This is a genomic window from Streptomyces sp. NPDC002276, assembly GCF_053891435.1.
The window spans coordinates 978,274-1,004,005 of record NZ_JBSFCQ010000001.1; the positions used below are offsets into that span (position 1 = coordinate 978,274).

The 25,732-nt window shown below is 70.2% G+C and carries 22 protein-coding genes and 1 pseudogene; 8 read left to right on the forward strand and 15 right to left on the reverse strand.

What is annotated here, in order from left to right; genetic code table 11:
* Window positions 1-21: 21 nt before the first annotated feature.
* From ACWIHT_RS04460 to ACWIHT_RS04500, 9 genes are all read right to left on the reverse strand, one after another.
* Entirely contained in the window at window positions 22-1,257 is a 1,236-nt protein-coding gene (locus tag ACWIHT_RS04460) for a PP2C family protein-serine/threonine phosphatase (protein WP_456164283.1), read from the reverse strand.
* A gap of 197 nt (window positions 1,258-1,454) precedes the next feature.
* The gene (locus ACWIHT_RS04465) at window positions 1,455-1,880 is read right to left on the reverse strand and encodes a hypothetical protein (RefSeq protein WP_456164285.1); all 426 of its coding nucleotides are present in this window, start codon (window positions 1,878-1,880) and stop codon (window positions 1,455-1,457) included.
* A gap of 74 nt (window positions 1,881-1,954) precedes the next feature.
* Window positions 1,955-3,193, reverse strand: a complete 1,239-nt coding sequence (locus ACWIHT_RS04470) for a low temperature requirement protein A (RefSeq protein ID WP_456164287.1) — start codon at window positions 3,191-3,193, stop codon at window positions 1,955-1,957.
* Between the two features lie 29 nt (window positions 3,194-3,222).
* Window positions 3,223-3,681: a hypothetical protein gene (locus ACWIHT_RS04475; RefSeq protein WP_456164289.1), complete on the reverse strand. Its 459-nt coding sequence runs from the start codon at window positions 3,679-3,681 to the stop codon at window positions 3,223-3,225.
* A 40-nt stretch (window positions 3,682-3,721) separates the two neighbouring features.
* On the reverse strand, window positions 3,722-4,741 hold the full coding sequence (locus ACWIHT_RS04480; protein ID WP_456164291.1) for an NAD(P)H-dependent flavin oxidoreductase: 1,020 nt from the start codon (window positions 4,739-4,741) through the stop codon (window positions 3,722-3,724).
* Between the two features lie 35 nt (window positions 4,742-4,776).
* On the reverse strand, window positions 4,777-5,931 hold the full coding sequence (locus ACWIHT_RS04485) for an acyl-CoA dehydrogenase family protein (RefSeq protein WP_456164293.1): 1,155 nt from the start codon (window positions 5,929-5,931) through the stop codon (window positions 4,777-4,779).
* Window positions 5,915-8,026 carry an acetate--CoA ligase family protein gene (locus tag ACWIHT_RS04490; protein ID WP_456164295.1) on the reverse strand — a complete coding sequence of 704 codons (2,112 nt, stop codon included), beginning with the start codon at window positions 8,024-8,026 and terminating at the stop codon, window positions 5,915-5,917. The genes ACWIHT_RS04485 and ACWIHT_RS04490 overlap by 17 nt, the downstream gene beginning before the upstream one ends.
* 64 nt (window positions 8,027-8,090) lie before the next feature.
* Window positions 8,091-9,473, reverse strand: a complete 1,383-nt coding sequence (locus ACWIHT_RS04495; RefSeq protein WP_456164297.1) for an NAD-dependent succinate-semialdehyde dehydrogenase — start codon at window positions 9,471-9,473, stop codon at window positions 8,091-8,093.
* A 68-nt stretch (window positions 9,474-9,541) separates the two neighbouring features.
* Window positions 9,542-11,080, reverse strand: a complete 1,539-nt coding sequence (locus tag ACWIHT_RS04500; RefSeq protein ID WP_456164299.1) for an APC family permease — start codon at window positions 11,078-11,080, stop codon at window positions 9,542-9,544.
* A 158-nt stretch (window positions 11,081-11,238) separates the two neighbouring features.
* Between ACWIHT_RS04500 and ACWIHT_RS04505 the strand changes: the two genes are divergently transcribed.
* Both ACWIHT_RS04505 and ACWIHT_RS04510 read left to right on the forward strand, forming a co-directional pair.
* Window positions 11,239-12,636, forward strand: coding sequence for a flavin monoamine oxidase family protein (locus tag ACWIHT_RS04505; RefSeq protein WP_456164301.1), 1,398 nt, complete (start codon window positions 11,239-11,241; stop codon window positions 12,634-12,636).
* A gap of 55 nt (window positions 12,637-12,691) precedes the next feature.
* On the forward strand, window positions 12,692-13,570 hold the full coding sequence (locus tag ACWIHT_RS04510; RefSeq protein ID WP_456164303.1) for a TetR family transcriptional regulator C-terminal domain-containing protein: 879 nt from the start codon (window positions 12,692-12,694) through the stop codon (window positions 13,568-13,570).
* Window positions 13,571-13,681: 111 nt separating this feature from the next.
* Here ACWIHT_RS04510 and ACWIHT_RS04515 read toward each other — a convergent pair whose 3' ends face one another.
* Window positions 13,682-14,497 carry an SAM-dependent methyltransferase gene (locus tag ACWIHT_RS04515; RefSeq protein ID WP_456164305.1) on the reverse strand — a complete coding sequence of 272 codons (816 nt, stop codon included), beginning with the start codon at window positions 14,495-14,497 and terminating at the stop codon, window positions 13,682-13,684.
* A 284-nt stretch (window positions 14,498-14,781) separates the two neighbouring features.
* Here ACWIHT_RS04515 and ACWIHT_RS04520 point away from each other — a divergent pair, with 284 nt between their 5' ends.
* Together ACWIHT_RS04520 and ACWIHT_RS04525 are read left to right on the forward strand one after the other, a co-directional pair.
* On the forward strand, window positions 14,782-15,651 hold the full coding sequence (locus ACWIHT_RS04520) for a serine hydrolase (protein ID WP_456164307.1): 870 nt from the start codon (window positions 14,782-14,784) through the stop codon (window positions 15,649-15,651).
* A gap of 43 nt (window positions 15,652-15,694) precedes the next feature.
* Entirely contained in the window at window positions 15,695-16,234 is a 540-nt protein-coding gene (locus ACWIHT_RS04525) for a hypothetical protein (RefSeq protein WP_456164309.1), read from the forward strand.
* Between the two features lie 357 nt (window positions 16,235-16,591).
* On the opposite strand, the gene ACWIHT_RS04530 is transcribed toward ACWIHT_RS04525, so the two are convergent.
* Window positions 16,592-19,642 carry an AfsR/SARP family transcriptional regulator gene (locus tag ACWIHT_RS04530; protein WP_456164311.1) on the reverse strand — a complete coding sequence of 1,017 codons (3,051 nt, stop codon included), beginning with the start codon at window positions 19,640-19,642 and terminating at the stop codon, window positions 16,592-16,594.
* Between the two features lie 372 nt (window positions 19,643-20,014).
* On the opposite strand from ACWIHT_RS04530, the pseudogene ACWIHT_RS04535 reads away from it, so the two are divergent.
* Window positions 20,015-20,182 (forward strand): annotated as a pseudogene (locus ACWIHT_RS04535) (DNA-binding response regulator); the annotation flags it as partial.
* 67 nt (window positions 20,183-20,249) lie between these two features.
* Here ACWIHT_RS04535 and ACWIHT_RS04540 read toward each other — a convergent pair.
* A complete protein-coding gene (locus ACWIHT_RS04540) occupies window positions 20,250-20,723 on the reverse strand; it encodes a hypothetical protein (RefSeq protein ID WP_456164313.1) in 474 nt (157 codons plus the stop codon).
* Window positions 20,724-21,267: 544 nt separating this feature from the next.
* Between ACWIHT_RS04540 and ACWIHT_RS04545 the strand changes: the two genes are divergently transcribed.
* From ACWIHT_RS04545 to ACWIHT_RS04555, 3 genes are all read left to right on the forward strand, one after another.
* Window positions 21,268-22,629 carry a glycine cleavage T C-terminal barrel domain-containing protein gene (locus tag ACWIHT_RS04545; RefSeq protein ID WP_456164315.1) on the forward strand — a complete coding sequence of 454 codons (1,362 nt, stop codon included), beginning with the start codon at window positions 21,268-21,270 and terminating at the stop codon, window positions 22,627-22,629.
* Between the two features lie 190 nt (window positions 22,630-22,819).
* Window positions 22,820-22,996: a hypothetical protein gene (locus ACWIHT_RS04550; RefSeq protein WP_456164317.1), complete on the forward strand. Its 177-nt coding sequence runs from the start codon at window positions 22,820-22,822 to the stop codon at window positions 22,994-22,996.
* Between the two features lie 88 nt (window positions 22,997-23,084).
* On the forward strand, window positions 23,085-23,762 hold the full coding sequence (locus ACWIHT_RS04555; protein WP_456164319.1) for a class I SAM-dependent methyltransferase: 678 nt from the start codon (window positions 23,085-23,087) through the stop codon (window positions 23,760-23,762).
* A 158-nt stretch (window positions 23,763-23,920) separates the two neighbouring features.
* Here the strand turns inward: ACWIHT_RS04555 and ACWIHT_RS04560 are convergent, their stop codons facing one another.
* The 3 genes from ACWIHT_RS04560 to ACWIHT_RS04570 all read right to left on the reverse strand — a co-directional run bounded on the left by ACWIHT_RS04560 (window position 23,921) and on the right by ACWIHT_RS04570 (window position 25,632).
* Window positions 23,921-24,232 (reverse strand): type II toxin-antitoxin system PemK/MazF family toxin, encoded by a 312-nt coding sequence (locus ACWIHT_RS04560; RefSeq protein WP_456164321.1) that lies wholly within the window; start codon window positions 24,230-24,232, stop codon window positions 23,921-23,923.
* Window positions 24,229-24,414, reverse strand: a complete 186-nt coding sequence (locus ACWIHT_RS04565; protein ID WP_200716082.1) for a hypothetical protein — start codon at window positions 24,412-24,414, stop codon at window positions 24,229-24,231. Before ACWIHT_RS04565 ends, ACWIHT_RS04560 begins: the two co-directional genes overlap by 4 nt.
* Window positions 24,415-24,555: 141 nt before the next feature.
* Window positions 24,556-25,632, reverse strand: coding sequence for a glycoside hydrolase family 19 protein (locus ACWIHT_RS04570; RefSeq protein WP_456164587.1), 1,077 nt, complete (start codon window positions 25,630-25,632; stop codon window positions 24,556-24,558).
* Window positions 25,633-25,732 lie beyond the last annotated feature (100 nt).

Here is a 25,732-nt window from a genome sequence, read left to right on the forward strand (position 1 = left end):
CCGCCCGGAACGGACGTGCCGTCAAAGACGCAGGACGATCAGGGCCGTGTCGTCGGTGTTGCCCTCGGCGGGAAGCAGATCGGCGAGCAGGGCGTCGGCCAGGGACTCGGGTTCCGCGTGCCGGTGTAGGGCGAGGGAGTCGGCGAGGCGGGCCAGACCGCGGTCGATGTCCTCCGTACGACGCTCGATCAGCCCGTCGGTGTACAGCACCAGAGTGGCGCCCTCGGTGAAGGGGACGCTCGTCTGCACCCGGCCGACATGCTCGGGTCTGGCGCCCAGCGGCGGGTCGGTGGCCTGGTCGAGGAAGGTCACCGTGCCGTCGGGGTCGAGCAGGGCCGGCGGCGGATGGCCCGCGCAGCTGTAGGTGATGGTGTGGTCGTCCCAGTCGATGAACGTCGTGACCGCGGTGGCCGACTCGGCGCCCTCGACGAAACGGGAGTACAGACCGAGGGCCTCAAGCGCGGAGCCCGGCCCGTCCGCGACCCGGCAGGCCGCACTCAGGGCGCTGCGCAGCTGGCCCATGGCGCAGGCCGCCGCCAGTCCGTGTCCGACCACGTCACCCACGGCGACCGCCATCCCACCGTCGGGCAGGTCGACCAGGTCGTACCAGTCGCCGCAGACGTTCAGCGCGCCCACGGCGGGCCGGTAGCGGACGGCCGCCCGGTGGTGCCCGACGGGTCGGGGCGGGGGCAGCATCGCCGCCTGGAGGGTGAGGGCCACCTCGCGCTCGTGCGCGTGGGCCGTGCGCAGCCGCTCGTTGACCTGCTGCAACTCACGTGCCCGGGTGTACAGCTCGGCCTTCAGTACCCGGGCCCGGTTGTCGTCGGCCTGGCCGCCGAAGGCCCGGACGAACTCGGTGACCTCCTCCACCCGGTGCACGATCAGCATCACCTCGCCGTCCGGACCGCGGACGGGCGCGTTGACCGGGCTCCAGAAGTGCTCCACCCATCGGCCGGACAGCTGCGGGTCCTCGATGTCGTAGCGGAGCAGGGCCATGGTGTCGCGCTCTCCGCTGGTCACCGCCCGCAGCATCGACTCCCGGGTCTCGCGCATGCCGGCCGCCGCCGGGTCCTTGGGGTTCTCGGGGAAGACGTCGAAGATGTACCGGCCGATCAGTTCCTCGCGTTTGCGTCCCGACAGGCGCTGGAAGTCCTCGTTGGCGTCGAGGTAGACGAGCTCGGGGGTGAGCAGGGCCACCATCCCGGGCAGGTCGCGGAAGACCGCCGCGTAGTCGATCTCCGGATCCGGATCCTGCATGGCCTGCCCGCTTCGACGCCGATGGTCACTGTGTCGCTCCACGATAAGAGGGATCTGGCCACGTAGCCCGGAAACGGCACTTTTCGGTCCGGCAAGCAGCGGGGATGCCGTCGGCCGTCACCCGACCGAGTGGCCTGCTCGCGGAGGCCGCCGTGGGCGGCCGGACGATGGTATTGCCCGACGGGCGGCCACGCCGTTCATGATCCGGTGTCCGTCGTACCGGCGACGCCGGTGGTGACCCGGCGGTAGGCGGCACGGGCGTGCAGGAGGCGGGCCAGAGCCGTGCCCAGGAGGGCGGCGGTGAACAGGCAGCCGAGCCAGAACGTGTCGCGGTGTCCGGCCCAGGTGAGGGTGCCGGCGGGCGGTATGGCGAAGCCGTTGAGGAAGAGCCAGCACAGCACCGCGATGCCCGGGGCCGCCGTGAAGCGGGCGCACAGACCGAGCACCACGGACAGCAGGGACAGCGCGGCCAGCGCGGGCGAGGGCCGATCGGGACCTATCAGCGCGTTGAGCAGCGCCACCAGCACCAACGCGCCACCGGATGCCGCCGCCCAGACCAGCGGCGTGGCCATGGGCGAGGGGACGGGCCTCGCTCCGGTACGGAGAGGCACCCAGTCGATCATGGCTGAGACTCCTTCTGCTCGTCCCGCTCCTCCTGGCCACGGGGGAAGCAAGCCTGCCCGAGTCCGCGCTGCCCCTACAACCTCACCCCCGGCCAAGTCCCGGTCCCCACCGCCCCCTTGGAGGACGTCGTCGCCCGGCGCTCGTAGAGGATCGGCCACAGGGTGATCAGGACGAGCAGCCAGACCACGGTCACGGTGCGCACATGCGCGCCGAACACCGCCAGCAGCAGGGGCAGTACGCAGCAGGGGAGAGCCACCGACAGCAGCCACCGCCGTTCCCGGCTGGCTTTGCCCAGCCAGGCAAGCCCGCTGAGCAGGAAGTACCCGGCCAGAGACGAGCACAGCAACCACCGGGTGGCGTCCGGCAGCGTCTCCAGATGCTCTGCCGCGGCTCCCAGCGCGGCGGCCAGAGCGGCGAGACAGCCGGACACGAAACAGTGCAGGGGCAGCCCCGCACGGGAGGGCAGCACTCCCGCCGTCAGATGCGGCACCCCCGCATAACCGTGCTCGAAGGACAACGCCCACAACGTCGCCAGCAGGAAGAACGCCGCGACGGCGACCATGTACAGCTGCTTGTCCCACTCCGCGTCCGACAGGGCCGCGACCACCTGGGCGACGCCCTCGCCCAACACGATGAGGACGAAGAGGCCGAGCCGCTCGCTCAGGTGCTCCGTCTGCGACCGCGCGAGCGACGGGCGCCCCGCGGAGCCGCGCCGCGCGGTGCGGTCGTCGTGGCGCTCCCGGGCTTCCTGGTGTTCGACGAGGTCGCGTGCGGATACCGCGAAGGTGACGTACAGATCGAGGGCGATACCGAGGGCCCAGAGCCAGTAGCGCAGCGGGTCGTGCGCCCAGAGGGAGACGATCCACGGGATCACGCCGAGCGACATCTGGGCGGCCGGCCAGTCGACGAGGATCTGGCGGCGGTGCTGCCAGGCCCGGCTCGCCAGTCCCCGGATCAGGACGTAGGCGAGCGCGAACACGCGCGCGTGCTGGTCGTCGCCCTCGTGCACCCCCGGTACCGCCGCGGCCATGACGGCCATGCCGAACATCGCGGCCAGCACCGTACGGACGTGGGTGTTCTCGTAGGCCACGTTCGCGTACAGGGTGAACACGATCCAGGCCGTCCAGAAGGCCAGGAACAGCAGCGCGTACATGCCGAGGTCGGAGAGGTCCGGGACACCGTGCAGCAGGTGCGCGATCTGCGCCACACCGGCCACGGCTACCAGGTCGAAGAACAGCTCCAGCCAACTGGCGTGCCGGTTCTCCTCGGATGTCGTATGCGGGGCCGGTACGGCCCTGTCGTCGTCGCTCACCGCATCACCATGCCCTGTCATGGCGGCGGTCAGGCCTGGGACGCCGGGGGAGCCAGCATGATCGGCCACTCCTCGTCGTCGGCGAGGAGCTGGTCGAGCGTGATGTCGGCTCCCGCGACGAACACGGCGGTCGGCTCGCTCAGGCGCGCGCGGAGCGCCGGATCGACCGTCGTCCGGGCCGACAGAAGCAGCACGGCGTCCGGGTCGATTCCCGACCGTTCGGGGAACTCGGCCGGGTCCACGCCCGCCTGCCGGAGCGGCACGGGAAAGACGGCGACGCCGACCACCAGCCGTCCGGCATCGAGCGACCGCTCGGCCCAGCCGTCGGTCCGCACGAGGTAGAACGCCCCGTCGCCCTCGTAACAGTGCCCACCGAGCCGGGCCAGGGCACGCTCGCCCGGGGTGCCGTCCGGATCGACGACCAGGATGGGGAAGGCCGCGTCCGGATCGTCGGGGGCGATGCCGGAGCGAACGTACAGGCGGGCCATGGGGCAGGGCCTCCGAAGCGGATCGGATCTGAGCGGAGCATCAGTACGGTACGTGGTCGCTTCCGGCCGGAACCGATACCCCTGCCAGCTGTCCCCGCAGCCGATCGCTGATGATGCCCTCCGCGTCCGCCACGATCGTGCGGACCACCGTCTCGCAGCTCTCCACACTGTCGATGAGGCCCTGGGCCTGACCGGCCCACCACATGCCGCCCTCGACATCGCCCTCCCGCAGCACCCGCTGTCGGCCGCGTTTCCCGGAGGCGAGGTCGGCGACGTCGGAGAAGGCGGCCCCGGGGAGCGCGCCGAGGCGGGCGATGTCCTGGGAGACCGAATTGCGCGCCACACGGGCGGTGTTGCCGAACTCCCGGAACACGATCTGGGTGCCGCGCTCGTCGTTCGCGACGATCCGGGCCTTCACGTTCGGGTGGATCGGCGCCTCCTCGGTCGCCTCGAACCGGGTCCCCATATTGATCGCGCACGCCCCGAGCGCCAGGGCCGCGACGAGTCCGGAGCCGGTGGCGAAGCCGCCGGACGCGATGATCGGGATGCGCAGCCTGCGGGCGGCGGCCGGGATCAGCACGAGGCCGGGGACGTCGTCCTGCCCGGGGTGCCCGGCACACTCGAACCCGTCGATGCTCACCGCGTCGACGCCCAGTGCCTCGGCCTTCAGCGCGTGCCGGACGGCGACGGCCTTGTGCACGACCTTCACCCCGGCCTCCTTGAACGCCGGCAGGTGCGGCGCGGGATTGCTGCCCGCCGTCTCCACGACCTTCACACCGGAGTCGACGATGACCGCCCGGTAGTCGTCGTACGGCACCGGCTCGATGGTGGGCAGGATGGTCAGGTTGACGCCGAACGGCCTGTCGGTCAGCTCACGGCAGCGCGCGATCTCCTTCGCGAGCGCCTCCGGGGTGGGCTGGGTCAGCGCGCTGAGGAACCCCAGCGCGCCGGCGTTCGCGACGGCCGAGATCAGCTCGGCAGTACCCACCGCGAGCATTCCGCCGCACACGATGGGATGTTCGACCCCGAACATCTCCGTGAACTCGTTCTGGAAGGGCATGTCACTCCTGTAGCTGGAAGCAGGGGGCGTATACGTCAGAGGCGCCGGGAGATGATCAGCCGCATGATGTCCGAGGTGCCCTCCTCGATCTCCTCCAACTTGGCGTCGCGCATCCACTGTTCGACCGGGAACTCGCGCGAGTAGCCCCACCCGCCGAGCGTCTGGACGGCGCCCCAGGTCACCGCCATCGCAGTCTCCGAGGCCTGGAGCTTGGCCATGGCGGCGAGCTTCGTGGCGTCCGCCCCGGCGTCCATCTGCCGCGCCGCGTGCAGGGTGAGCAGCCACGCGGACTCGATCCGGGTCGCCATGTCGGCCAGCCGGAACGCGACGGCCTGGTGCTCGACGATCGGTTTGCCGAACTGCTTGCGCTCCCGGGCGTACTTGAGCGCGTACTCGTAGGCCGCGCGGGCCGCTCCGGTCGCCGCGGCGGCCAGCACGATCCGCGAGATGTCGAACGTCCTCATCAGCCCGCGGAAGCCCTGCCCCTCGGCCCCGAGCCGGTCGGACTCGGGCACGAACACCTCGTCGAAGAAGATCTCGCGGCACACGATCGCGCGCTGCCCCATCTTGCGCATGGGCTCGCCGAACCTCATCCCCTCGGCACCCTTGCGCAACAGAAAAGCGGTGACCCCGGAAGACCCACGACTGGGGTCGGTCTTCGCGAACACCACGTACTGGTCGGCCAGTCCCGCGTTGGAGATCCACACCTTCTGCCCGCTGATCGAGTAACCGCCCTCGACCCGGACGGCCGTGGTGACGATGGACGCGGCATCGGAACCCGATTCCGGCTCGGTCGTCGCCAGCGCGGTGTAGAGCGGGTTCGGACCGGCCAGCGGACGCAGCCACTCCGTCTTCTGCTCCTCGGTGCCGAGCGCGAGCAGCGGGTCGGCGAAGAACCCGTTGGAGCAGACGAAGTTGCCGATGCCCGGATCGCCCCAGCACATCTGTTCCTGGACCAGGCACTGGGTCACGACATCGGTGAATCCGCCCCCGCCGTACTCCTCGGGCAGCATGAAGTCGGTGATGCCGACCTTCGCCGCGGACCGGAAGATGTCCAGCGGCGACTCGATGTCCCGCTCGTCGACCTCGCGCCCGCGCGGCCGGATCTCGTTCGCGGCGAACTCCCGGCACAGTTCGACGATCGCCCGCTGCTCATCGGTCAGCGGCCAGGGCTCAATGGACGTGTTCACGCGATATCTCCTGCTCCTCGGTGGTTTCCCGGTGGCCGTGCGCCCCGGTTGTCTCTGGTACGGCTGCTGCGGTACTGGAGACGACGAGCGCGTCTACGGCGAGTGCGCCCTCGGCCCCGACCCGGATCGGGTTGACCTCGATGTCCGCCACACCGGGCGTCGCCGCGATCGCCTCCGACACGGCGACGATCGCGTCGATCAGCGACTCGACGTCGACCGCGGGCTGTCCCCGCCAGCCGTCCAGCAGTCGGCGCGAGCGCAACCGGTCGAGCATCCCGGCCGCCGTCCGCCGGTCGACCGGTGCCAGTTCCACGGACACGTCACGCCAGAGTTCGGCGTGGACCCCGCCGTGGCCCACGGCCACGGTCGGACCGAAGTCACGGTCCCGGCGCCCGCCGACCAGCATCTCGACGACGCCCGGCCGGGTGTCCTGCTCCTCGACGACGTACTCGCCGGGGCCGAGCCGCCCGTACATCTCGTGGAACGCCGTCGCCGCGGTGTCCGGGCCCAACCCGGTTCTGACGGCCTGGAGTTCGCTCTTGTGCTCGATCCAGCCCGCCTTGAGCACCAGCGGCGGTCGCAGGGCCGCACAGGCCTCCTCGAACCCGGCCGCGTCGGTGACCCGCCGCGCCTCGGGCATCGCGATACCGAGGGTTGTCAGGAATGTACGAGCCGCCCAGTAGCCGGGCCCCGGGACGGCCAGTTCGGGTTGTACGGTCGCTGGAGCCGGGCGGGGCTCACCGCCCAGCCGGGACACGTGGCCCAGTGCGCCCAGGGCCGCGTCGACGGTGTCGAAGACCGGGACGCGGTGCTCCCGTAGCCGGGCGACCGCGGTCGATGCGGCGCTCATGCTGTGCGCGATCAGGGGCACCCGCGCCGCGTCCGTCCGGTGACGGCGGCCGAGGCGGTCGATCACGGCGGACTCGGCCTCCACGAGGCTCGGCGAGTCCTCGCCGTAGCAGCCGAGATACCCCGACAGGACGACCGAGTCGACCTCGCCGGAGGCGGCCACCAACTCGACTACCTGGGCGTAGACATGGAGATCGGCTTCCCCCGCGCCCGCGAGGTCCACCGGATTGGACACCGCGGCGGCAGCGGGGAGCAGATCACACAGTCCGGACTGGAGCCGGTCGGTGAAGACCGGCGGCCGCAGCCCCTGTCCGGCAGCGAGGTCGGCGGCGATCCCGCCTTGCCCTCCGCTGTCGCTGATGATCGCGACCCGGCATCCGCCGGGTGGCGCGGTCGCGTCCAACACCCTTGCAGCGTCGACGAGTTCGCGCGGTGACGCCACCCGGAGGGCTCCGGCGGCGCGGCACGCCGCGTCGACGATGTCGAGCGCCGAGGTCATCGAACCGGTGTGGGACCGCGCGAGCCGACGGCTGCCCTCGCTGGCACCCGTGGTGAGCACGAGTACGTGTTTGCCTGCGTGGCGGAGGGCTTCGAGGGCGGCGACGATACGCGTTCCGTCCGCGAAGCTCTCCAGGTAGAGCGCGACCGTGGTGGTGTGCTCGTCGGCGACGAGGGATTCGAGTATGTCGGCGGCTCCCACGTCGAGTTGGTTGCCGACCGAGTAGAAGCGGGACACGCCCAGTCCGGCCCGTGCGCCGAGGCCGGCGATCTCGGAGCCGAGTTGACCGCTCTGGGAGACGATCGCCAGGCTTCCGGGCGTGAAGTTCCCCCAGGCGAGCCGGAGTTGAGTGGAAGCGTTGAACAATCCGAGGCTGTTCGGTCCGATCATCCGCGCGCCCGACTCGCGCAGCAGCGCGGCGAGTTCGGCCTCGTCGGCTCCAAGTCCCGCGGTGATGGAGAGGAACGCGCGGCAGCCCTTGGCGAGGGCGTCCCGGACGACGGGAAGGACGTGTCGCGGCGGTACGCAGAGGGCGACGAGGTCGGGGGTTCCCGGCAGGTCGCCCACCGTCGTACGGCAGGGCTGTCCGAGGACTTGCGCGGCACGGCGGTTGACCAGCCACACCTGCCGCCGGTCGGCCCCCGCGAGGGCGCCGGTGGCGAGCCAGTAGCCCCATTTGGCGCGGTCCTCGGTGGCACCGACCACGGCTATGGACGAGGGGTCGACGAAGGCCTGGGGAAAGGACACGGACGGTCTCCCGGTCGCGGGTGCCGACGGTGGGCCGCCGCGGTGATCCGCGGTGCCGAACTGGTCAGACATGGGGCCGCACCGCCGTGCAGACGAGCCGCTTGTTGATGAACTCGCTGATTCCCGGGCCCAGTTCACGGCCGAAGCCGGAGCGTCGGACGCCGCCGAAGGGCAGTTCGGGTCCGTCCATGGACGGGGTGTTGATGTTCGCCATGCCGGTCTCCAGTCGCTCCGCGACGCGGCGCGCCCGCTCGGGATCGGCGCTGAACACGGCACAACCAAGGCCGTACGGGGTGGAGTTGGCGAGTCGGACCGCGTGTTCGTCGTGCGTGACGCGGTGGACGACGGCCACCGGCCCGAAGAGTTCCTCGTGCCAGGCCCGCATGTCCTCGGTGACGTCCACGAGGACGGCGGGGGAGTAGCGGGCCGACTCGTCCGACGCCAGGACACCGCCCGCGAGCAGACGGGCGCCCTTGGCGACGGCGTCCCCGACCTGGGCCGCGAGGTGCTCGGCCGCCGCGCGGGAGGCCAGCGGAGGATGTACGGAGGTGTCGACGGCCTCGGCCTCGGCGCCGAGCGCGGTCACGAACTCGTCGTAGATGTCGGCCATCACGAGCATGCGCTTGTTCGAGGTGCAGGCCTGCCCGTTGTTGTGCAGTCGGGTCCGCCAGGCCAGCGCTGCGACGGCGGTCACGTCGGGGGAGTCCAGCACGATGAACGGGTCCGAGCCGCCGAGTTCGAGCACGCACTTCTTCAGGTGTCGGCCCGCCGCCGCGGCGACGACCGAGCCCGCACGCTCGGAGCCCGTCAGCGACACACCCTGCACTCGGGGATCGGCGATGACGGTCTCGACCTGCTCGTGCGTGGCGAAGACGTTGAGATAGGCCCCGTGCGGCAGGCCCGCGTCGAGGACCACCTCCTCAAGTGCCTTGGCGGTGAGCGGGACCGACTCGGCGTGCTTGACGATCACGGTGTTGCCCAGCACGAGGTTCGGGACGGCGAAGCGCACGACCTGATAGCACGGGTAGTTCCAGGGCATGACGCCCAACAGGGGGCCGACCGGGCGGGATTGGACGACCGCACGGCCATCGCCACGGGTCGCGAGTTCCTCGTCCGCGAGCAGGGCGGGGCCCTGGTCGGCGTAGTGGTCGAAGATCGACGCGCAGTACTCGATCTCGTCGATCCCTTCGGGGAGCGGCTTGCCCATCTCCAGCCGCATGGTCGCGGCCAGTTCGCGGGAGCGTCGTAGGAGCGCGGCGCCCGCCCGGCGGACGAGATCGGCGCGTTCGGCGACGGGGCGCTCCCGCCAGTCGAGGTACGCCGTCTGCGAGGCGTCGAGGATCTCGGCGACCTCGGTTTCGGTGGCGTAGGGGAAGGAGCGGACCGGTTCGCCGGTCGCGGGATCGACGACCTGATAGGCGGGTCGGCCCGTGCCTGGCAGGGTCATGAGTGATGAACCTCTAGGGGTCGTGGGACGGAGGATCCGATGGGGGTCGTAGGACGGAGGATCCGAACTCAGTTCTGAACTGCGGGAGTTGACCGGCGGGCGAAGAACGCGGGATACACGCGTCGGCAGATCAACAGGGCGACCAGGCCGAGCAGGAGCGTCCCGGTGCCGATCAGGAACGTGCCGCCGACGCGGGATCCGGAGGAGAACGGGAGGGTCCAGCTCGTACCGCTGTTGATCGGATCCCACGCCTGCACCAGGCTCCAGGCTCCCGCGGCGAGCAGGACGATCCCGCCGATCGCGGGGAGGACGACGGTCAGCCACAGCGCCGACGCCCTGGCGCGCGGCTCGTCGCGGTGGACCCAGGCGGAGGTGAGCCCGGTGAGGCCGTAGTAGAACGCGATCAGCACTCCGCAGGCGGACACCGCGTCGCCGAGGACGAGACCGTGGCCGAGGAAGTTCAAAGCCACGTACACCACCGCGCCGATCACCCCGACCGCGATCGTGCCGACGTGCGGGATGCGGAAGCGCGGGTGCACCCGGGCCAGTGCGCGGGGGAGTGCGCCCTGGTCGCCCATCGACAGCATCGTGCGGCTGAGGGTCAGTACGGTCGTCTCCGTCGAGGCGGCGGCCGAGGTGAGGACCATGAGGATCAGCAGGTGCCACAGCACCGAGCCGAAGCCGCTCGATCCGAACACCGCGGTGCCGAAGCCGTAGAGGACGTCCCCGGAGTTGTCCGGGTTGTTCAGGCCGATCCCGGAGTCGCCGATGCCGGCGAAGGAGATCGCGGCGAAGGTGGCGAGGAGGTACAGCGTGACCAGGAGCACCGTGGACCAGGTCGCGGCGCGGCCCGGGATGCGGTGCCGGTCGGTGGTCTCCTCGTTGACGGTGAGCGCCGTCTCCCAGCCCCAGTAGATGAACAGCATCAGCACCAGCGCGCTGACGAACGCGCTCAGGGACGCGCCCTCGAACGGGTTGAGCCAGGACAGGCTCGGCCGTCGGGTGCCGGTCGGCGCGCTGCCGGCGTACACCTTGACGAGCGCGACGACGGAGAGGGCCACGAGCATGCCGAACTCCAGGAAGAGCAGGGCGCGTTGGACCGCCGCCGCGATCTCGATGCCGCGGTAGCAGACGAGGGTCATCAGCGCGAGCCAGCCGAGCCCGGCCAGCAGCACCCGCCAGTTCGCCGGATCGGAACCGATGTTCTCCGCGCCCGCCAGCAGGAACACGTACTGTCCGGCGACCTGCGCGAGGCTGCCGATCACCAGGACGAAGGACGCGATGATCGCCCAGCCGCCCAGGAATCCGAGGCTCGGATTCAGCGAGCGGGTGGCCCAGGTGAAGATCGTGCCGCAGTCCGGATCACGCCGGTTGAGGGCGGCGTAGCCGAAGGAGACGAACAGGATCGGGACGAAGGCGAGCACCACCACGGCCGGGGCCTGGAACCCGACGTAGCCAACGACGAAGGCCAGGGTGGCGGTGAGGCTGTAGGCGGGCGCGGCGGACGCCACGGCGAGGATCAGGCTGGTGGCCATGCCGAGCGCGCCGGAGCGCAGGCCCTTGTCCGTCTGGGCCTCGCGCACTTGGAGTTGCGAATCTGAGGTCATTGCCACTCCCGATCTGGTGGTCTACGGGTACCGACAACAAAACGCAATGACTGATTGGCGAGTCAGACTGGCTGTGGCGGGAGGTGCTGTCAAGACTTCGATCGCAATTATGTGGAGTGTCTTGACTGGTGAGTCAGTGTTGCGGCACGGTGGCCGGCGTGACACCACCACTCGAAACTTCTGCCGTCGACACCGAGGTCGTGGTCGTGGGCGCCGGATACGCGGGGCTCAGCACCGCGTGGCGGCTGGCCGACGCCGGGATCGACGTCGTCGTACTGGAGGCCGCCGACCGCGTGGGCGGCCGTGTGTTCAGCCAGGTGAGCCCGTCGGGCGTGCGCATCGACCACGGAGGACAGTGGATCGGGCCGAGCCAGCGACGGTTCCACGCGCTGGCGGAACGCTTCGGCTGCCGGACGTTCCCGACCTGGGAGACCGGACGGCACGCCGAGATCCGCGCCGACGGAACCCGCGTCGACTACGCGGGCGGCGCACCGGACACCGGACCGGGCATCGAGGAGTACGCACGCCTCACCGCCCTCCTCGACGAACTCGCCCGCACTGTCGACCTCGAACTGCCTTGGTCCACACCGCGGTTCGAGGAGTTCGACGCGTTGTCGGCCGAGGACTTCTTCCGCGCGCAGACCGCCGACGAGGACGCCCTCCAACGACTCGCGCTCGCGATCCAGGGCGTCTGGTGCGCCGAACCGCGCGAGATCTCCTTCTTCCACGTGCTGTTCTACCTGGCCTCGGGCGGCGGCTACGAACAGCTGATGGAGACCCGCGGCTGCGCCCAGGACGCCCGCTTCTCCGACGGGGCGGACGCGGTGGCCCACGCGCTCGCGAAGTCGCTCGGCGGACGGGTCCGGCTCGCCGAACCGGTGCTGTCCCTGCGCCAGACCGCGCACGGCGTGGAGGCGTACACCGGCCACACCGTCGTACGAGCCCGTCGAGCCGTGGTCGCCGTACCACCGGCGGCGGTCGAACGGATCGCCTTCGACCCGCCGCTCCCCACCGGGCGGCGCGGCTGGGTCCGCCACTCCCCGATGGGCCGGGTCGCCAAGGTGCACGCCGTCTACGAGGAACCCTTCTGGCGCCCGGCCGGACGCTCCGGCATCGCGACCCTCTACGGCGACAGCCCGGTCGGCGTCGTCTTCGACAACTCCCCCGAGGACGCCTCGCACGGCGTGCTCGTCGCGTTCGTCTACGGCGACCGGCTCGACCGCTGGTCCGCAGGAACCGACACCGAGCGCCGCCGGGCGGTGCTGGACGCACTGTCGGCGGTGGCCGGACCCCGGGCCGGAGCGCCGGTCGACTACGTCGAGAAGGTCTGGCCCCGGACGGGCTGGACCATCGGCGGCTACGAGTGCTTCGTGACCCCGGGCGGCTGGACCCGCCACGGCAGGGACGGCTGGCGGGAGCCGTCCGGGCTCGTCCACTGGGCCGGGACCGAGACCGCCTCGGTGTGGAACGGCTACATCGACGGGGCGATCTCGTCGGGCGAGCGGGCCGCGGCCGAGGTGATCAGCGCCCTGGCGGCCGTCGTCCACCCGGGGTGAACGGCCTTGCCCGAAATCCGGGGTGAACCCCCTTGCCTGACATACTGACCGGGTTATGACCAGCATCGAAGAGCGGCCGGCCGAGACCGTTGCCGGGACCGTCGCCGATCTGCCGGAACGCGTCCGTACGGCGATCAGGGCCGCCGCCGTCTCCCAGCGCGAACTCGCTCAGCGCATCGGCATGGACCCGACCGCCCTGTCCAAGGCGCTGCGCGGGACCCGGCGGCTGCGCGACGAGGAGATCGCGGCCATCGCGAAGGCCTGCGGGGTGTCCACCGCGTATCTCGTCGAGGGAACCGGCCCCGAGCCCGTACTCCCGCCCGACACCGGGCGGGACCGGGCGCAGCCGGTGACGGCACAGGAGCGGCAGGACCAGATCCTGGAGGCCGCGACCGTCCTCATCGCCCGCCGCGGCTACCACAACGTGCGGGTCTCGGACATCGCCCGCTACTGCGGGACCAGCACGGCGACGGTTCACTACCACTTCCCCAGCAAGGAAGCCACGCTGCACGCGGCGCTTGAGTACTACGCCCAGCGGTTCCGTACCCGGCTCGACGAGGAGTTCGGCCGGGCGACCTCCGCGCGGGACAAACTGCGCCGTCTGATCGAGGTCCAACTCCCGCTCACCGCCGACGACATCGACGAATGGTCGGTGTGGATCCAGTTCTGGAACCAGGCGATGCTCGAACCCGGGCTGCGGGCCGCGCAGCGGCGGATCTACTCGGGCTGGTACCGGGTCGTGGTGGACCTGCTGCGCGAGTGCCGGTCCGAGGGCCTCGCGCCGGAGGCGGACATCGAGGCCCTCGCAGACCGGTTCACCGCGATGGTCGACGGCCTGGCGATGCAGATCCTCGCCGGCTCGACCGAGATGCGGCCGGACCGCATGCGCTCACTCCTGCTGCGGGCCTTCGAACCGCACCTCGACCTGACCTGACCTGACCGATCGGCCTTCGCCGCCCGCATGAGGCACCGGCCCGGCACGAACCGGGTCCCGGCGCCCCCGCCGACAGCAATCTGTCAGAGCCTCGGAGTCAGGCTCGGAGTGTCACGGCTTGCGGGCGAGGCCGCCGTGCTCGCCGATGGGTTCCGGAGCCGGGTTGGTGGATTCCGGACGCCAGAGGGGGACCGAGACCACACCGGGGTCCACCAGCTCCAGACCGTCGAAGTACGCCGTGATCTCGTCGATGGTGCGCAGGTTGTAGGGGACGGCACCGCTCTCGTTGTAGGCGTCCTGGGCCTGTTCGAAGACCGGGTCGATGCCCCGCGAACCGTCGTTGATGGACAGGTAACTGCCGGACGGCAGCGCGTCCATCAGGCGGGTGACGATGGCGAGCGCCTGGTCGTGCTCGGCGACATGGCCCAGGATGTTGCTGAGGATGAGGGCGGTGGGCCGGGTGAGGTCCAGTGTCTTGGTGGCCTCCGCCAGGATGCGGTCCGGGTCCGTCACGTTGGCGTCCACGTAGGCGGTCACCCCCTCCGGCGTGGAGTAGAGCAGCGCGTGGGCGTGTGCGAGGACCATCGGGTCGTTGTCGACGTAGACGATCCGGGACTCGGGGGCGATCCGCTGGGCGACCTGATGGGTGTTGTCCGCGGTCGGCAGGCCGGTGCCGACGTCCAGGAACTGCCGGATGCCCGCCTCGGAGACCAGGTACGTGATGTTGCGGCGCAGGAACGCGCGGCTGTTGCGGGCGATGGTCACGATGCCGGGGAAGACGGCGGTGTACGCGTCGCCCGCCTCCTCGTCGACGGGGTAGTTGTCCTTGCCGCCCAGCCAGTAGTTCCAGATCCGCGCCGAGTGCGGCACCGATGTGTCGATCTTCTGCTGTGCGGCCGGTCCGGGTGTCATTGCTTGGTCTGGCATGGGTAGCGTTCGTCCTTCAGCCGGGGTGTGCGGTGTCCGCCGCTCAACCTACGTCCCAACGGCCCGGCCGCGTAAGCCAGTTGATCTCCCCGAAGGAGCCGAGTGCCGGTCCGTGCACATTCCGTGGCACGGGGCCGCCGCCCGGCCCCGGGCGGCCCGGGAGCAGTGGTTATCCTCACAAATGGTACCCATAGGGCTTTTTCGTGGCACTGGTCACGTCGCGGAACCGCCGCCTCGTCTACGTTCGCAACCCTGTGCCCCCGCCCCCGAACCGCCGAGGCCCCATGTCGTACCGACCGAATCCCCGCCCGACCACGCCGACCGCGAGCACGCCCGCCCGACGCGGCAGGCGCGCGGTCCTCCTCACCGGAGCCGTGGCGGCCTTTCTCGCGGCCGGCACGGCCGGTCCCGCCGCGGCGGCCGTCAGCACGCAGACGACCGCGACGACTGCACCGAGCCAGGCACGCCTGACGACCGCCGTGCTGGACCTGGACCACCCCGACCGGAGTCCGCTGGTGCGCGGCAAGGACCTTCCCTACGACACGGCCAGCATCATCAAGGTCGACATCCTCGCCACGCTGCTCCTCCAGGCCCAGGACGCCGGACGCGGCCTCACCCAGCAGGAGCGGAGCCTGGCCGAGGCGATGATCGAGCACAGCGACAACGACGCGGCGACCGCCCTCTGGCGGCAGACAGGCCAGGCCTCCGGCCTGGAGGCGGCGAACAAGCGCCTGGGTCTGTCCGCGACCGTGGGCGGATCCGGCGGCAAGTGGGGACTCACGCAGACCACGGCGACCGACCAGATCCGCCTGCTGCACGCGGTCTTCGCCGACGACGGGACCTCGTCCTCCAGCGCGTCCACACTGACCACGACATCCCAGAGCTACATCCGTACGCTGATGACCCGCATAGCCGCCGGACAGTCATGGGGCGTCTCGGCGGCCTCCGACGCCGGGTGGGCACTCAAGAACGGCTGGCTGCAACGCAGCACCACCGGCCTGTGGGACATCAACAGCGTCGGAGAGGTCACCTCGGGAACACACCACTACCTCGTCGCGGTCCTCTCCAACGGCAACGCCTCGATGGCGGGCGGCATCGCGGCGGTCGAAAGCGCGGCCCGCACGGCGGTCTCCTCGGCACAGGCGGTCGGCTGACGTCGAAACGCGACGGCAGGCCAGGACCGCGAGCAGGAGCAGGTTGGCGCTGGCCCTCGGCCCGCCGAACGGGCCGCAAGGTTTTCGCAAGGCGGTCCCCCCCACCATCGAGAGCGCACGACGTGTTCAGGTCATAGGGAAAGGTTCGAGCGTGAGAATGCTCAACAGATCGGCCGTCGCTCTCGTGATGAGCACGCTGTTTCTCGCTGTCGGCGCCGCCGGGGTCGCCACCGCCGCTCCCACGGCACCCAACGCCCCTGAAGTGGCGCTCGGAGGATGCAGCAGTTTCCCGCCCACCCCCTGTGGTGAGGTACAGAACAACTCGAACCGAACGGTCCGTGTGTCCTTGAACTGGACCTGCACCGCGGACACCGGCAATATCGGCTCAACCTGCCCGAAGGACATCAAGTCCGTTGCGGCGGGTCACCACATCGGCGGTGGCAGTGTCGACGTCGACGCCTTCGAAGTGCCGACCGGCTGCACCTTCGCCTTCGACATCGACGGCCTGAATCTGACCCGGGGCGCGGGCTGGTACAAGTTCTCCAGCCTGAACACCGTCACCATCCACCGGGCCACCTGCTAAGGGCGTTCGCCTCCGGGCCGTTGGCGCCTGCCAAGTACGCCGTATCTCCTGCCGCCGAGGGAACGGCAGGAAATACGGCAGGCCTGGGGCACCCCGCAGTCGGTGCGCAAGGTTTTCGCACGGTCGCTGGTGCCTACTGCGAGTGGGCACCACGAGTACCGCGATCTGCCCGGATCCGGTCCACCCCCTCGACGTGCAGCGACCCGCTCGTGACGTGGCCGTCGAGTTCAACGTCGAGCGGTGGTACAGGAGTTGGAGCGACGTACCCACTGAAGGGCACGGACGACACCAGCCGGCTGTGAACCACTTCGTCGGCGGGCGGGCTCGTGCATGCGGTGATCCGGCACAGGGGGCGGATCACCGCATGTCGAGCATCTTGCGGATGTCCTGGGCGCGGGGGGAGTTGAGCGCGGTGTAGAGGTCGAGGGCTTTGGAGAGATGGTCGGCGACCTTCTCCGGTTGGTCGTTGTCCCGGAGGACGGCGGCGGTTCCGAGGTGGGCGCGGGCCTGTTCTTCCTGTTCCTCGATCTCAAGGGCGACATCCAGCGCCTGGGCGTGCGCTTCGAGCGCCTCGGTGGCCTGGCCGAGGCCGTTGAGCGCTTCGCCGAGGCCGTTGAGGGCGCCGGTCTCGCCGTAGCGCTCGCCGATGTCGCGGAACGTCCTCAGGGCCTCTCGCTGGTGTTCGGCTGCTTCTTCGTGGCGGCCCAGAGCGCTGAGCGCGTTGCCCAGGTTGGACAGCGCGTGTCCGGTTCCGGCGGGGTTGGTCAGCCGCCGGAACAGTGCCAGTGCCCGCTCGAAGTAGCCTGCCGCCGCAGTGTGGTTGCCCTGCCGCGCCGTGAGGATGCCGAGGTTGCCGAGGGCACTGGCCTCCCCGAAGGGGTGGTGCGCGGCCCGGTACAACTCAAGGGCCTGCTCGTAGCGTTCGGCCGATGCCGTGAAGTCCTCCAGCAACTCCAGCACGATACCGAGGTTGTTGAGGACGTCCGCTTCGCCGTGGGCGTCGCCGGCCGAGCGGAAGAGTGCCACCGCCTGCTCGTGGCGTTCGGCGGCCTGCCGGTAGTGTCCGCGCAACTCAAGCAGGACGCCCAGGTTGGTCAGGTGCCGGGCTTCGCCGGCCGGATGGTCGGTGGTGCGGCACAGGGCGAGGGCGGCGTCGTGGAGTTGGCGCGCGCTGTCGTAGTCGCCGAGCCGCCGGTGGACGGCGCCCAGGCAGGCGAGGACGTCCACCTCGCCGCGCGTGTCGCCCGCCGACCTGGCGGCCCGCAGGGCGTGCGTGTGGATGGTCAGGGCGTCCGTGTAGTGCCCCGAGCGCTCGTAGTGGCGGTGCAACGTGGTGGCGATGCGCACCGTGTGTCCGGACGGGCCGGGCTCCTCGGTGCGGGAGCACAGTGCCACGAGAGTGGGTTGCGCGGCGGTGAGCCAGGCGCGTGCCTCATCCGCGCTGCGCAGTGGTGGCAGCCCGGCGCCGGAGTACTCGACGACGGGGCGCAGATGGCGTTCGGCGGGGTAGAGGAGGTCCATGGCCGCCGCGGATGTGGTGAGGCAGTGGTCGAGCAGGCGGGTGAGGGCAGCCCGGTGTTCGGCCGGTGTGTCGTGCCGGGCGGTGAGTTCCGCGGCGTAGGCCCGCAGCAGGTCGTGCATGGCGTACCGCCCGGCCGGGGTGCGGTTGAGCAGGTGCGCGCGGGCCAGTACGTCGAGGGCCTGCCGTACGGTGTCCACGGGCTCGTGGGCCAGTGCGGCGGCCGAGTGGGCGTCGATGTCGGGTCCGGGGTGCAGACCGAGGAGTCTGAAGAGACGGGCGGGCAGGTCGGCGAGGCGGGCGTACGACCAGGAGAAGACGGCGCGGACGGCGGCGCGCGGGTCGTCGCCCAGGTCCAGCAGGTCCAACCGCCGCTGGTGGTCCGCGAGTTCTGCCACCAGACGGGCCAGCGTCTCGGTGGGCCTAGACAGCACCAGCTGCGCCGCCACTCTGAGGGCCAGCGGCAGCCGCGCGCACTGCTCCGCCAGATCGGTGGCGGCGGGGCGTTCCGCCTCCATCCGTTCACCGATCAGCGCCCGCAGCAGCTTGAGGGCATCGGAACGGGAGAGCGCGTCGAGCACCACGGGGTGTGCCCCGTGCACCGCCATGAGCCCGCTCAGCGAGTCCCGGCTGGTGATCAGTACCCGGCAGCGGGGGTTGCCCGGCAACAGATGTCTGACCTGGGCGGTGGAGGCGGCGTTGTCGAGGATCACCAGGAGTCGGCGTCCGTCGAGGGCCGTACGGTAGCGTGCCGCCCGGTCCTCCAGACGCAGCGGGATCTCCGGCCGGGGCACGCCGAGGGCGGTCAGGAAGCCGGTCAGCGCCTGGGCGGCGGAGACCGGTTGGTGCGGGTCGTAGCCCCTGAGGTCGACATACAGCTGTCCGTCGGGGAAGGCCTCCCGCGACCGGTGCGCCCAGTGCACCGCGAGCGCGGTCTTGCCGACGCCCGCGGTGCCCAGGACGGCGGAGACGGTCGCTTCGGTGTCGCCCGCGGCGCCGTCTTCGTCGAGCAGGACCCGGGTCAGGGCGGAGAGTTGGGCGTCCCGTCCGGTGAAGGGCCGAATGTCCATGGGCAGTTGGGCCGGAACGGGAGCCGCGGCCGGTGGAGCGGACGGCCGCGGCCTGGCCGGGGCGTCGACGGTCAACTCCTCGTACAGCGACCGTAGTTCGGGTCCGGGTGCGTGCCCCAGTTCGTCGGCCAGTTGCTCGCGGATCCTGGTGTAGACGTGCAGCGCGTCCGTACGTGATCCGGTGGCCGCCAGCGCGCGCATCAACGCCATGGCCAGTGGCTCAGACAGCGGATGTTCGGCCAGCAGGGGCCGCAGCAGCTCCGGCACCGTCTCGGAACCGCCCTGCCGCAGACAGCCCTCTGCCCAGGCGCAAGCCGCCTCGATCCGCTCCTGACCCCAGGCCGTCCGCATTCGCTCCGCCCAGGCTCCGGGCAGTCCCGCCAGCGCGGGGCCCTGCCACAGACGCAGCGCCTGTTCGAGGAACTCCGCACGTTCCCCGTCGGAGTACGTCGGCTTTCGCCCGTGGGCCACGAGGCGGCGGAACTGCGCCAGGTCGACAGCGTCGTCGTCCGCCTTCAGCAGGTAACCGCCGGACACCTTCCCGATGGTGATCGAAGGGTGGCGCACCCCCGCGCCGCTCTCCTCGGCCGCGGCATCGTCCAACAGCCGCCGCAAACGGCTGACATGGGAGTAGACCACCGAGCGCGCGCCGTTGGGCGGATCGCCGTCCCAGAGCCGGTCGATGAGCGTTTCGACAACCACGGGCCGTCCGGCGTCGGCCGCCAGCGCGGCCAGGATCACCCGCCTGCGCGGCTGTCCCGGATCCCGCTCGCCGTGTGCGACGCGCAGATGCATCGGACCGAGCAGAAGGAGCTTCAAAAACCCTCCATCACAAGATTTTCGCAAGACGGATCCTAGATCCTCACACGCCTTGTCGTCAGGGGGACCGCCCGACCCAACTGCCGTACATGGATGGGACATTGACGATGCGACAGAAAGTGACGCGACGCTGACTGGGGGAGAGGCCGCAGCTGTTCCTGCCGGTCGGCAACGGGAGTTGTGTGCGGCGGCGGGATCGCCGGCAGGTGAGCGAGGGGCTTCCGCCGGCCGCTCCGGTCGCGAACTGCCCGGGATGCGTGAGCGCAGTGCCCTGTACGGCGGGCCCACCCCCGACGGCCACTCCATGACCGACCCGGTCCCGACCCCGGTGACCGTCCGCGCGGAGCTGAGGGGTGAGGTCATGGTGGCGCGGTGCCTTCGCCGACCGGGCGTCTGGTCGAACGCTTCGTTCTGCACGCTCCCGCTCCCGCTCCCACGCGGCGCAGCCGCCTGGCGGTTCTCACCGAGCGGGAACGGGAAGCCCAGTCCCTGGACACCCAGGGACTGGCCAACGGCGAGATCGCGGACCGCCCCTTCGTCGGGGCGACGACCGTCAAGATCCACCTCGGCCGGAGCCTGACCGAACTCGGCACGGGATCCGGCGCCCCTACTTCACGCCGGGGTCCAGCAGCCGGCGGATACGCGCGTACTCGGCTGCCATCTCCGGCGTGGCGAGGAAATCACCGAGATCGGCGACCACCTGGTGATCGACGTCCTCGATGGACCGTATGGCGAGTTCGTAGAGCTCGCCGCGCCGATTCTGCTCCAAGTAGCTCTTCCAGTGCGTCAGCGCGCTGATGGCGGTGAGGATTCCGGTGTCCAAATCGTCATCGACCAGGATGCCGTCGTAGATCGTCGCCAGCTTGTCGTGCAACTCGGCGGCGCTGATCGTCAGGACGTCGACGCAGGCGCTCGTGAGTGCCGCCCGGGCGCCTTCGGTGAGTTCGTCATCGGCCGCACCGCGCAGCAGATCCGGCCGCACCAGGCGGGTGACCGTCTCCTCCCCGAAGGCACGAACACTGGCTTCGGGGGCTTCGATGATCAGCCGGAGAATATCCGCCTCAAGTTCGCTGTAGTTCACGCCCGCAGCCTAAAGTGCCGCCTCCGAAAGCCCTTCAGGGGTCGGGTCCGAAGCCGGTCGGTCGAGTACGCGTCCGGCTCCGCGAGGGACTTCAAGCCCATGCCGTTCCGGCGGAGTTCATTGTGATCTCGCAGAGCAGGGCCGCCCAATACGGGCGTGTCCGGACCGGTCTGGCGGCCGGCAAGCCGTGCGCCGCTCAGGGCGTGGTGCGGACCACCGGCCACATCCCCGAGTACGCGGGATCCTCACCATCCAACGCCAAGTGCGGCCTCCGTAGATGTCCGGTGACTTCGTCGTCTCCGGTACCCAGGATCGCGGCGGACCCGCCGCACCTGCCGTTACGGCGACGACACGGGTCCCGCCGGTCCTGACCGACCCGGCACCGCACAGCGGTTCCGCATTGCTTGCACCGCGCGACCGATCAACAGTGCGTCATGTCTCTCGCCTCGCCTCGAACTGCCTGTTACCGTCCGACTTAATCGATCTAGCGCCGGGCGGCGCTCTGTACGACACCTCGGACGACGGCCACTCGACGGAGAGTGAAATGGACCTTGTCTCACAACAGCGCAGCACCTACGAAGCGGTCCTTCGGCTGAACGACGCACCGTTCATCACTGAGCGCCCGGCGATGTTCAGCCCGGCCGCCGCGGCCCAGGACGAGAGCAACACACGCGGCACGTATGGCCGCTTCGCACAGCTCCTGCTCCCCGAGGAGTACTCGGACTGGGTCGAGGAGAGCGCCGCGCATGTCGGCTCCTGCTACGTCGGCGACTGGACCTCGCTGCACAAGGTGAAGGTGCACGGCCCGCAGGCGCTTGCGTTCCTGAGCCGACTGGGGATGCGGGACCTGTCCCGTTTCGAGGTTGGGCAGATCAAGCACCATGTGCAGCTCGACGAGAACGGCTGGGTCGCCTCCGAGGGTGTGCTGTGTCGACTCGGGCCCGACGAGTTCGTCTACACCGCTGGCAGTTGCGACTGGCTGTTGTGGCAGCTGAGTCAGGGCAGTTGGGACGCCGCTGCCACCGACATCAGCCCCGACGTGTTCATCTTCGGCGTCCAGGGCCCGGCGTCCCTGGCGACACTGGAGAAACTGACGGGGGACGATCTCCGCGACATCGCCTTCAGCCGCAGCCGTATGTCGACGGTCGACGGGGTCCCGGTACGGGTCCTGCGCACCGGGATCTCGGGCGAACTCGGCTACGAACTGCACGGGCCGACCGCACACGCCAACCACATCTGGGCGGCGGTCGTGGCGAGCGGCCAGGACGTCGGCATTCGTCAACTCGGCTTCCGGGCGCAGCCCGTTCAGCACATCGAGGCCGGGATCGCGACCAACGGGCTGGACTATCTGCCGGCGTCGATCCTGACGCCGGGTGCGCCGAGGCAGTTCCGCAAGGGCGTGCCGACCGGCAGTTTCGTCCCGACAGGTGGGGTGACCGACTACTTCCGCAAGCCGGGCGAGCTCGGCTGGGGCTTCCGCAAGGGCGTCCCCGACCGCGACTTCATCGGACGGGAGGCACTCGTCAGGGATGCCGAAAGCAACGTCCCTGCACGGCAGTTGGCAGGTCTGCGCTGGAACGGACAGGATGTCGCCCGCATCCTCACCTCGCTCCTGAGCGAGGCCGAGCTGCCGGACCAGATGGAGATGCCGCGCGGACGCGGTCCCCACTTCGACCAGGTCTTGGTTTCGGGTGAGCCGGTGGGCGTGGCCACGGGCCGGACGGTGAGCCCGACCCTGCGGGCGATGATCTCCCTCTGTGTGCTCGAACCCGCGCACGCGACACCCGGCACCGAGGTCGTCGTCCTGTGGGGCCGTCCGGGCACCCCGCAGCGGGAGATCCGCGCGACGGTCACAGCGCTGCCCTTCAAACCGGACAACCGGCGCACCGACGTCACCGAGCGGTGAGGGTCCCTGTTGCCTCCCCGAGCCGACTGGCGGTGGGCGGCACCGATCCCTGGTGACTTCCGTCGCGGGACCGGACGCCCTCCGAACGACCCGTCGGGAGGCTGAGGGAACGAGGGGCCGGTGGATGTCGAGATTGCTGTACCGGCTTCGTCCCTGGGGCAGATGGCGACAGCTTCTCTGGAGGACGGTTGTGCGAGCGAGCGAGATCACCGAGATTCTGGACCGGCAGATCAGCCGCGAGCGGTCGGCACGTGACGTGGTCCGAATTCCGAGCACCCATGTGCGCAGCGCGGTGAGACTGCCCCCTGGGCGGATGAACCGCACCAAGGACTCGCTGCTTCCCGCAGACCACAGCTGGGGAGACTGACCACGCGGGTCACAAGGCTTCCGCCGACGTTTTGCCGGAGCAGCAACAAGATTGGCGTGAGCGGGACTTGGCGGGTGACCGTGGGCCGGTGACTGACAACATCTCAGGATCGTCCGCGCCCGACACTTCTTCGCCTCCCGGCGGCTACGTCGGAGACCCCGAGGTGCGGGCGGAGTGGGACAACCGATACGCAGACCGCCAACAACTGTGGAGCGGCCGGCCCAATGGTGCGCTCGTGGCCGAGGTCGCAGGGCTCACGCCCGGACGGGTACTCGACGTCGGCTGTGGCGAGGGTGCGGATGCCGTCTGGCTCGCGCGTGGCGGCTGGGACGTGACCGGGCTCGAAGTCTCAGGCGTGGCGCTGGAGCGGGCCGCGGGGCACGCACGGGACGCCGGTCTCACCGTCCGCTGGGTACACGCCGCGCTGACGGAAGCGGTGCTCCCCTCGGCCTCCTTCGACCTGGTCTCCGCGCAGTACCCGGCGCTGCTGCGGACACCCGACGCCGCAGCCGAGCGAGCGCTGCTCGCGGCCGTCGCGCCCGGCGGAGTGCTGCTGCTCGTGCATCACGCGGGCATGGACACCCGGCACGAACACGACGCCGGGTTCGACCCGGCCGACTACGTCTGGCCCTCCATGGTCGCCGCCCTGTTCGACGACGACTGGACGGTGGAGGTGGACGAGCAGCGGCCACGAGTGGCACCTGACGGCGGCGCCGGTGCGCACCACACCGATGACGTGGTGCTGCGGGCGCGCCGACTGCGCTGACAGCGTCCGCTGAAAGCCGGCTCGGCGCGTGAGGGGCGTTCGCCGTGCTGCCGTTGGTCGTCCTGCCGGGTCTCCGGCTGGACGACTGATTCAGGAACCGGGCGTACATCTCCGGGAGCACGCGCCGTACGCCACCTGCTGTCCCAGTCGAGTGGGGCCTACAGGTCGAGGACCGCGCGGAGGGCGTTGTCGACGAGTTCCTGCTGTTCCGGGCCGATGTTTCCGTGCGGCGTGCCGGTTTCGAAGCGGAGCGCGGAGAGCTGGAGGAGATTGACGGCGACTGCGGAGGCGTCGACCGGAGTGGTCAGGCGCACGCTCATCGCCGTGTCGGGGTGCTGGGCCGGGGCATGCAGGACCAGGACGACGACAGCGCCGTAGGCGTCGGCAAGTCCGTCGAGACTGACTACGAGAACGGTGCGAGTGCCTTTGCCGGTGTCGACGTCCCAGACGTCGCCCTTGCGGATGGTCACAGGGCGTCGCCTTCGCCCGCCAGGTCGAGGGGGGCGACAGAGGCGAGTTTGCGCGCGGCGTCGAGGGTCATCTGACGTCGTACGGCTCGCACGATGTAGTCGTTCAGGGACGAGGCGCCGGCGGCGGCGTCGCGCAGTTGTTTGTCCATGGCGTCGGGAATGCGGAGCGTGATGGCAGTCATGACACCAATTCTAGTGGCAAGGTTGCCGTCGTGCGCATCGTCGAGACTCTCCGGGGATTGTGGAGCGGCGGAGCAGATGTGTCGCGGGGGCCGGTTCACGGATGAACCGGCCCCCGCATCAGGCGTGTTCGAGGACGGGCGTCAGCAGTACAGGTTGCTGCCGGGGCTGACGCCGAGGATGGACGTGAACCGGTTGTAGGCGTCGACGCGGCTCTGGACCTGCGCGGGGTTGCGTCCGTCGCATTCCAGGGAGCCGTTGATGGAACGGATGGTCTGGCCGAAGCCGGCGCCGTTGACCATGGCGTTGTGCGGGGTCATCGTGCCCGGGCCGGACTGGGTGTTCCAGTACCACAGGCCGGTCTTCCAGGCGACGGCCGAGTCGTTCTGCACCAGCCAGGGGTTGTTGAGGAGGTCGATGCCCAACGCGTCGCCCGCGGCCTTGTAGTTGAAGTTCCAGCTGAGCTGTATCGGGCCGCGCCCGTAGTAGGCGGCCTGTCCGGCCGGGCAGCCGTAGGACTGGCTCGCGTCGCAGTAGTGGGGGTAGTTGGCGGTGTTCTGCTCGACGACGTAGACCAGTCCTCCGGTCTCGTGGCTGACGTTGGCGAGGAAGGCGGCGGCCTCCTGCTTCCTGACCGTGTCGGAGCCGGTGTTGGCGAAGCCGGGGTACGCGGACAGGGCGGCGGTCAGGCCCTGGTACGTGTAGAAGCCGTTCCGGCTCGGGAACATCTGGTTGAACTGGGCCTCGCTGACGACGAAACCGGACGGAGTGGTGCCGCCGCCGCTCGCGGGGGCGCTCCACTTCTGGTTGGCGCCGCCCGAGCAGGTCCAGATCTGGAGCCGGGTGCCGTTGGCGGAGTTGTTGCCGGTGACGTCCAGGCACTTGTTGGCCTGCGGGTTGACGATGTCGTTGGCGGAACTGACGGCCCACTTCTGGGCGGCGCTGCCGTTGCAGTCGTAGAGCTGGACCGTCGTACCGTCCGCCGTGCCGCCGGAGGTCACGTCGAGACACTTGCCGAGCGCACGCAGCGTTCCGTCACCGGAGTTGGACCAGGTCTGGGCGCTGGTGCCGTTGCAGTCGTAGAGCTGTACGGCGGTCCCGTTGGCGGTGTTCGCCCCGGCTACGTCGACGCACTTGCCGGCCAGACCGGTGATCCGGCCGTCGGCCGCGCGGGCGGGGGAGATGGCGAACAGGGCGGACAGGGCCGCGGCGAGCAGCATGACGAGGGTCAGTCTGCTCAGAGCCGTGAGTCTGTGGAGACTTGGTGCGGAGTGGGGGGTGACCATGGGTCTTTGCTCCTGAGGTCGAGTGGCGGACGAG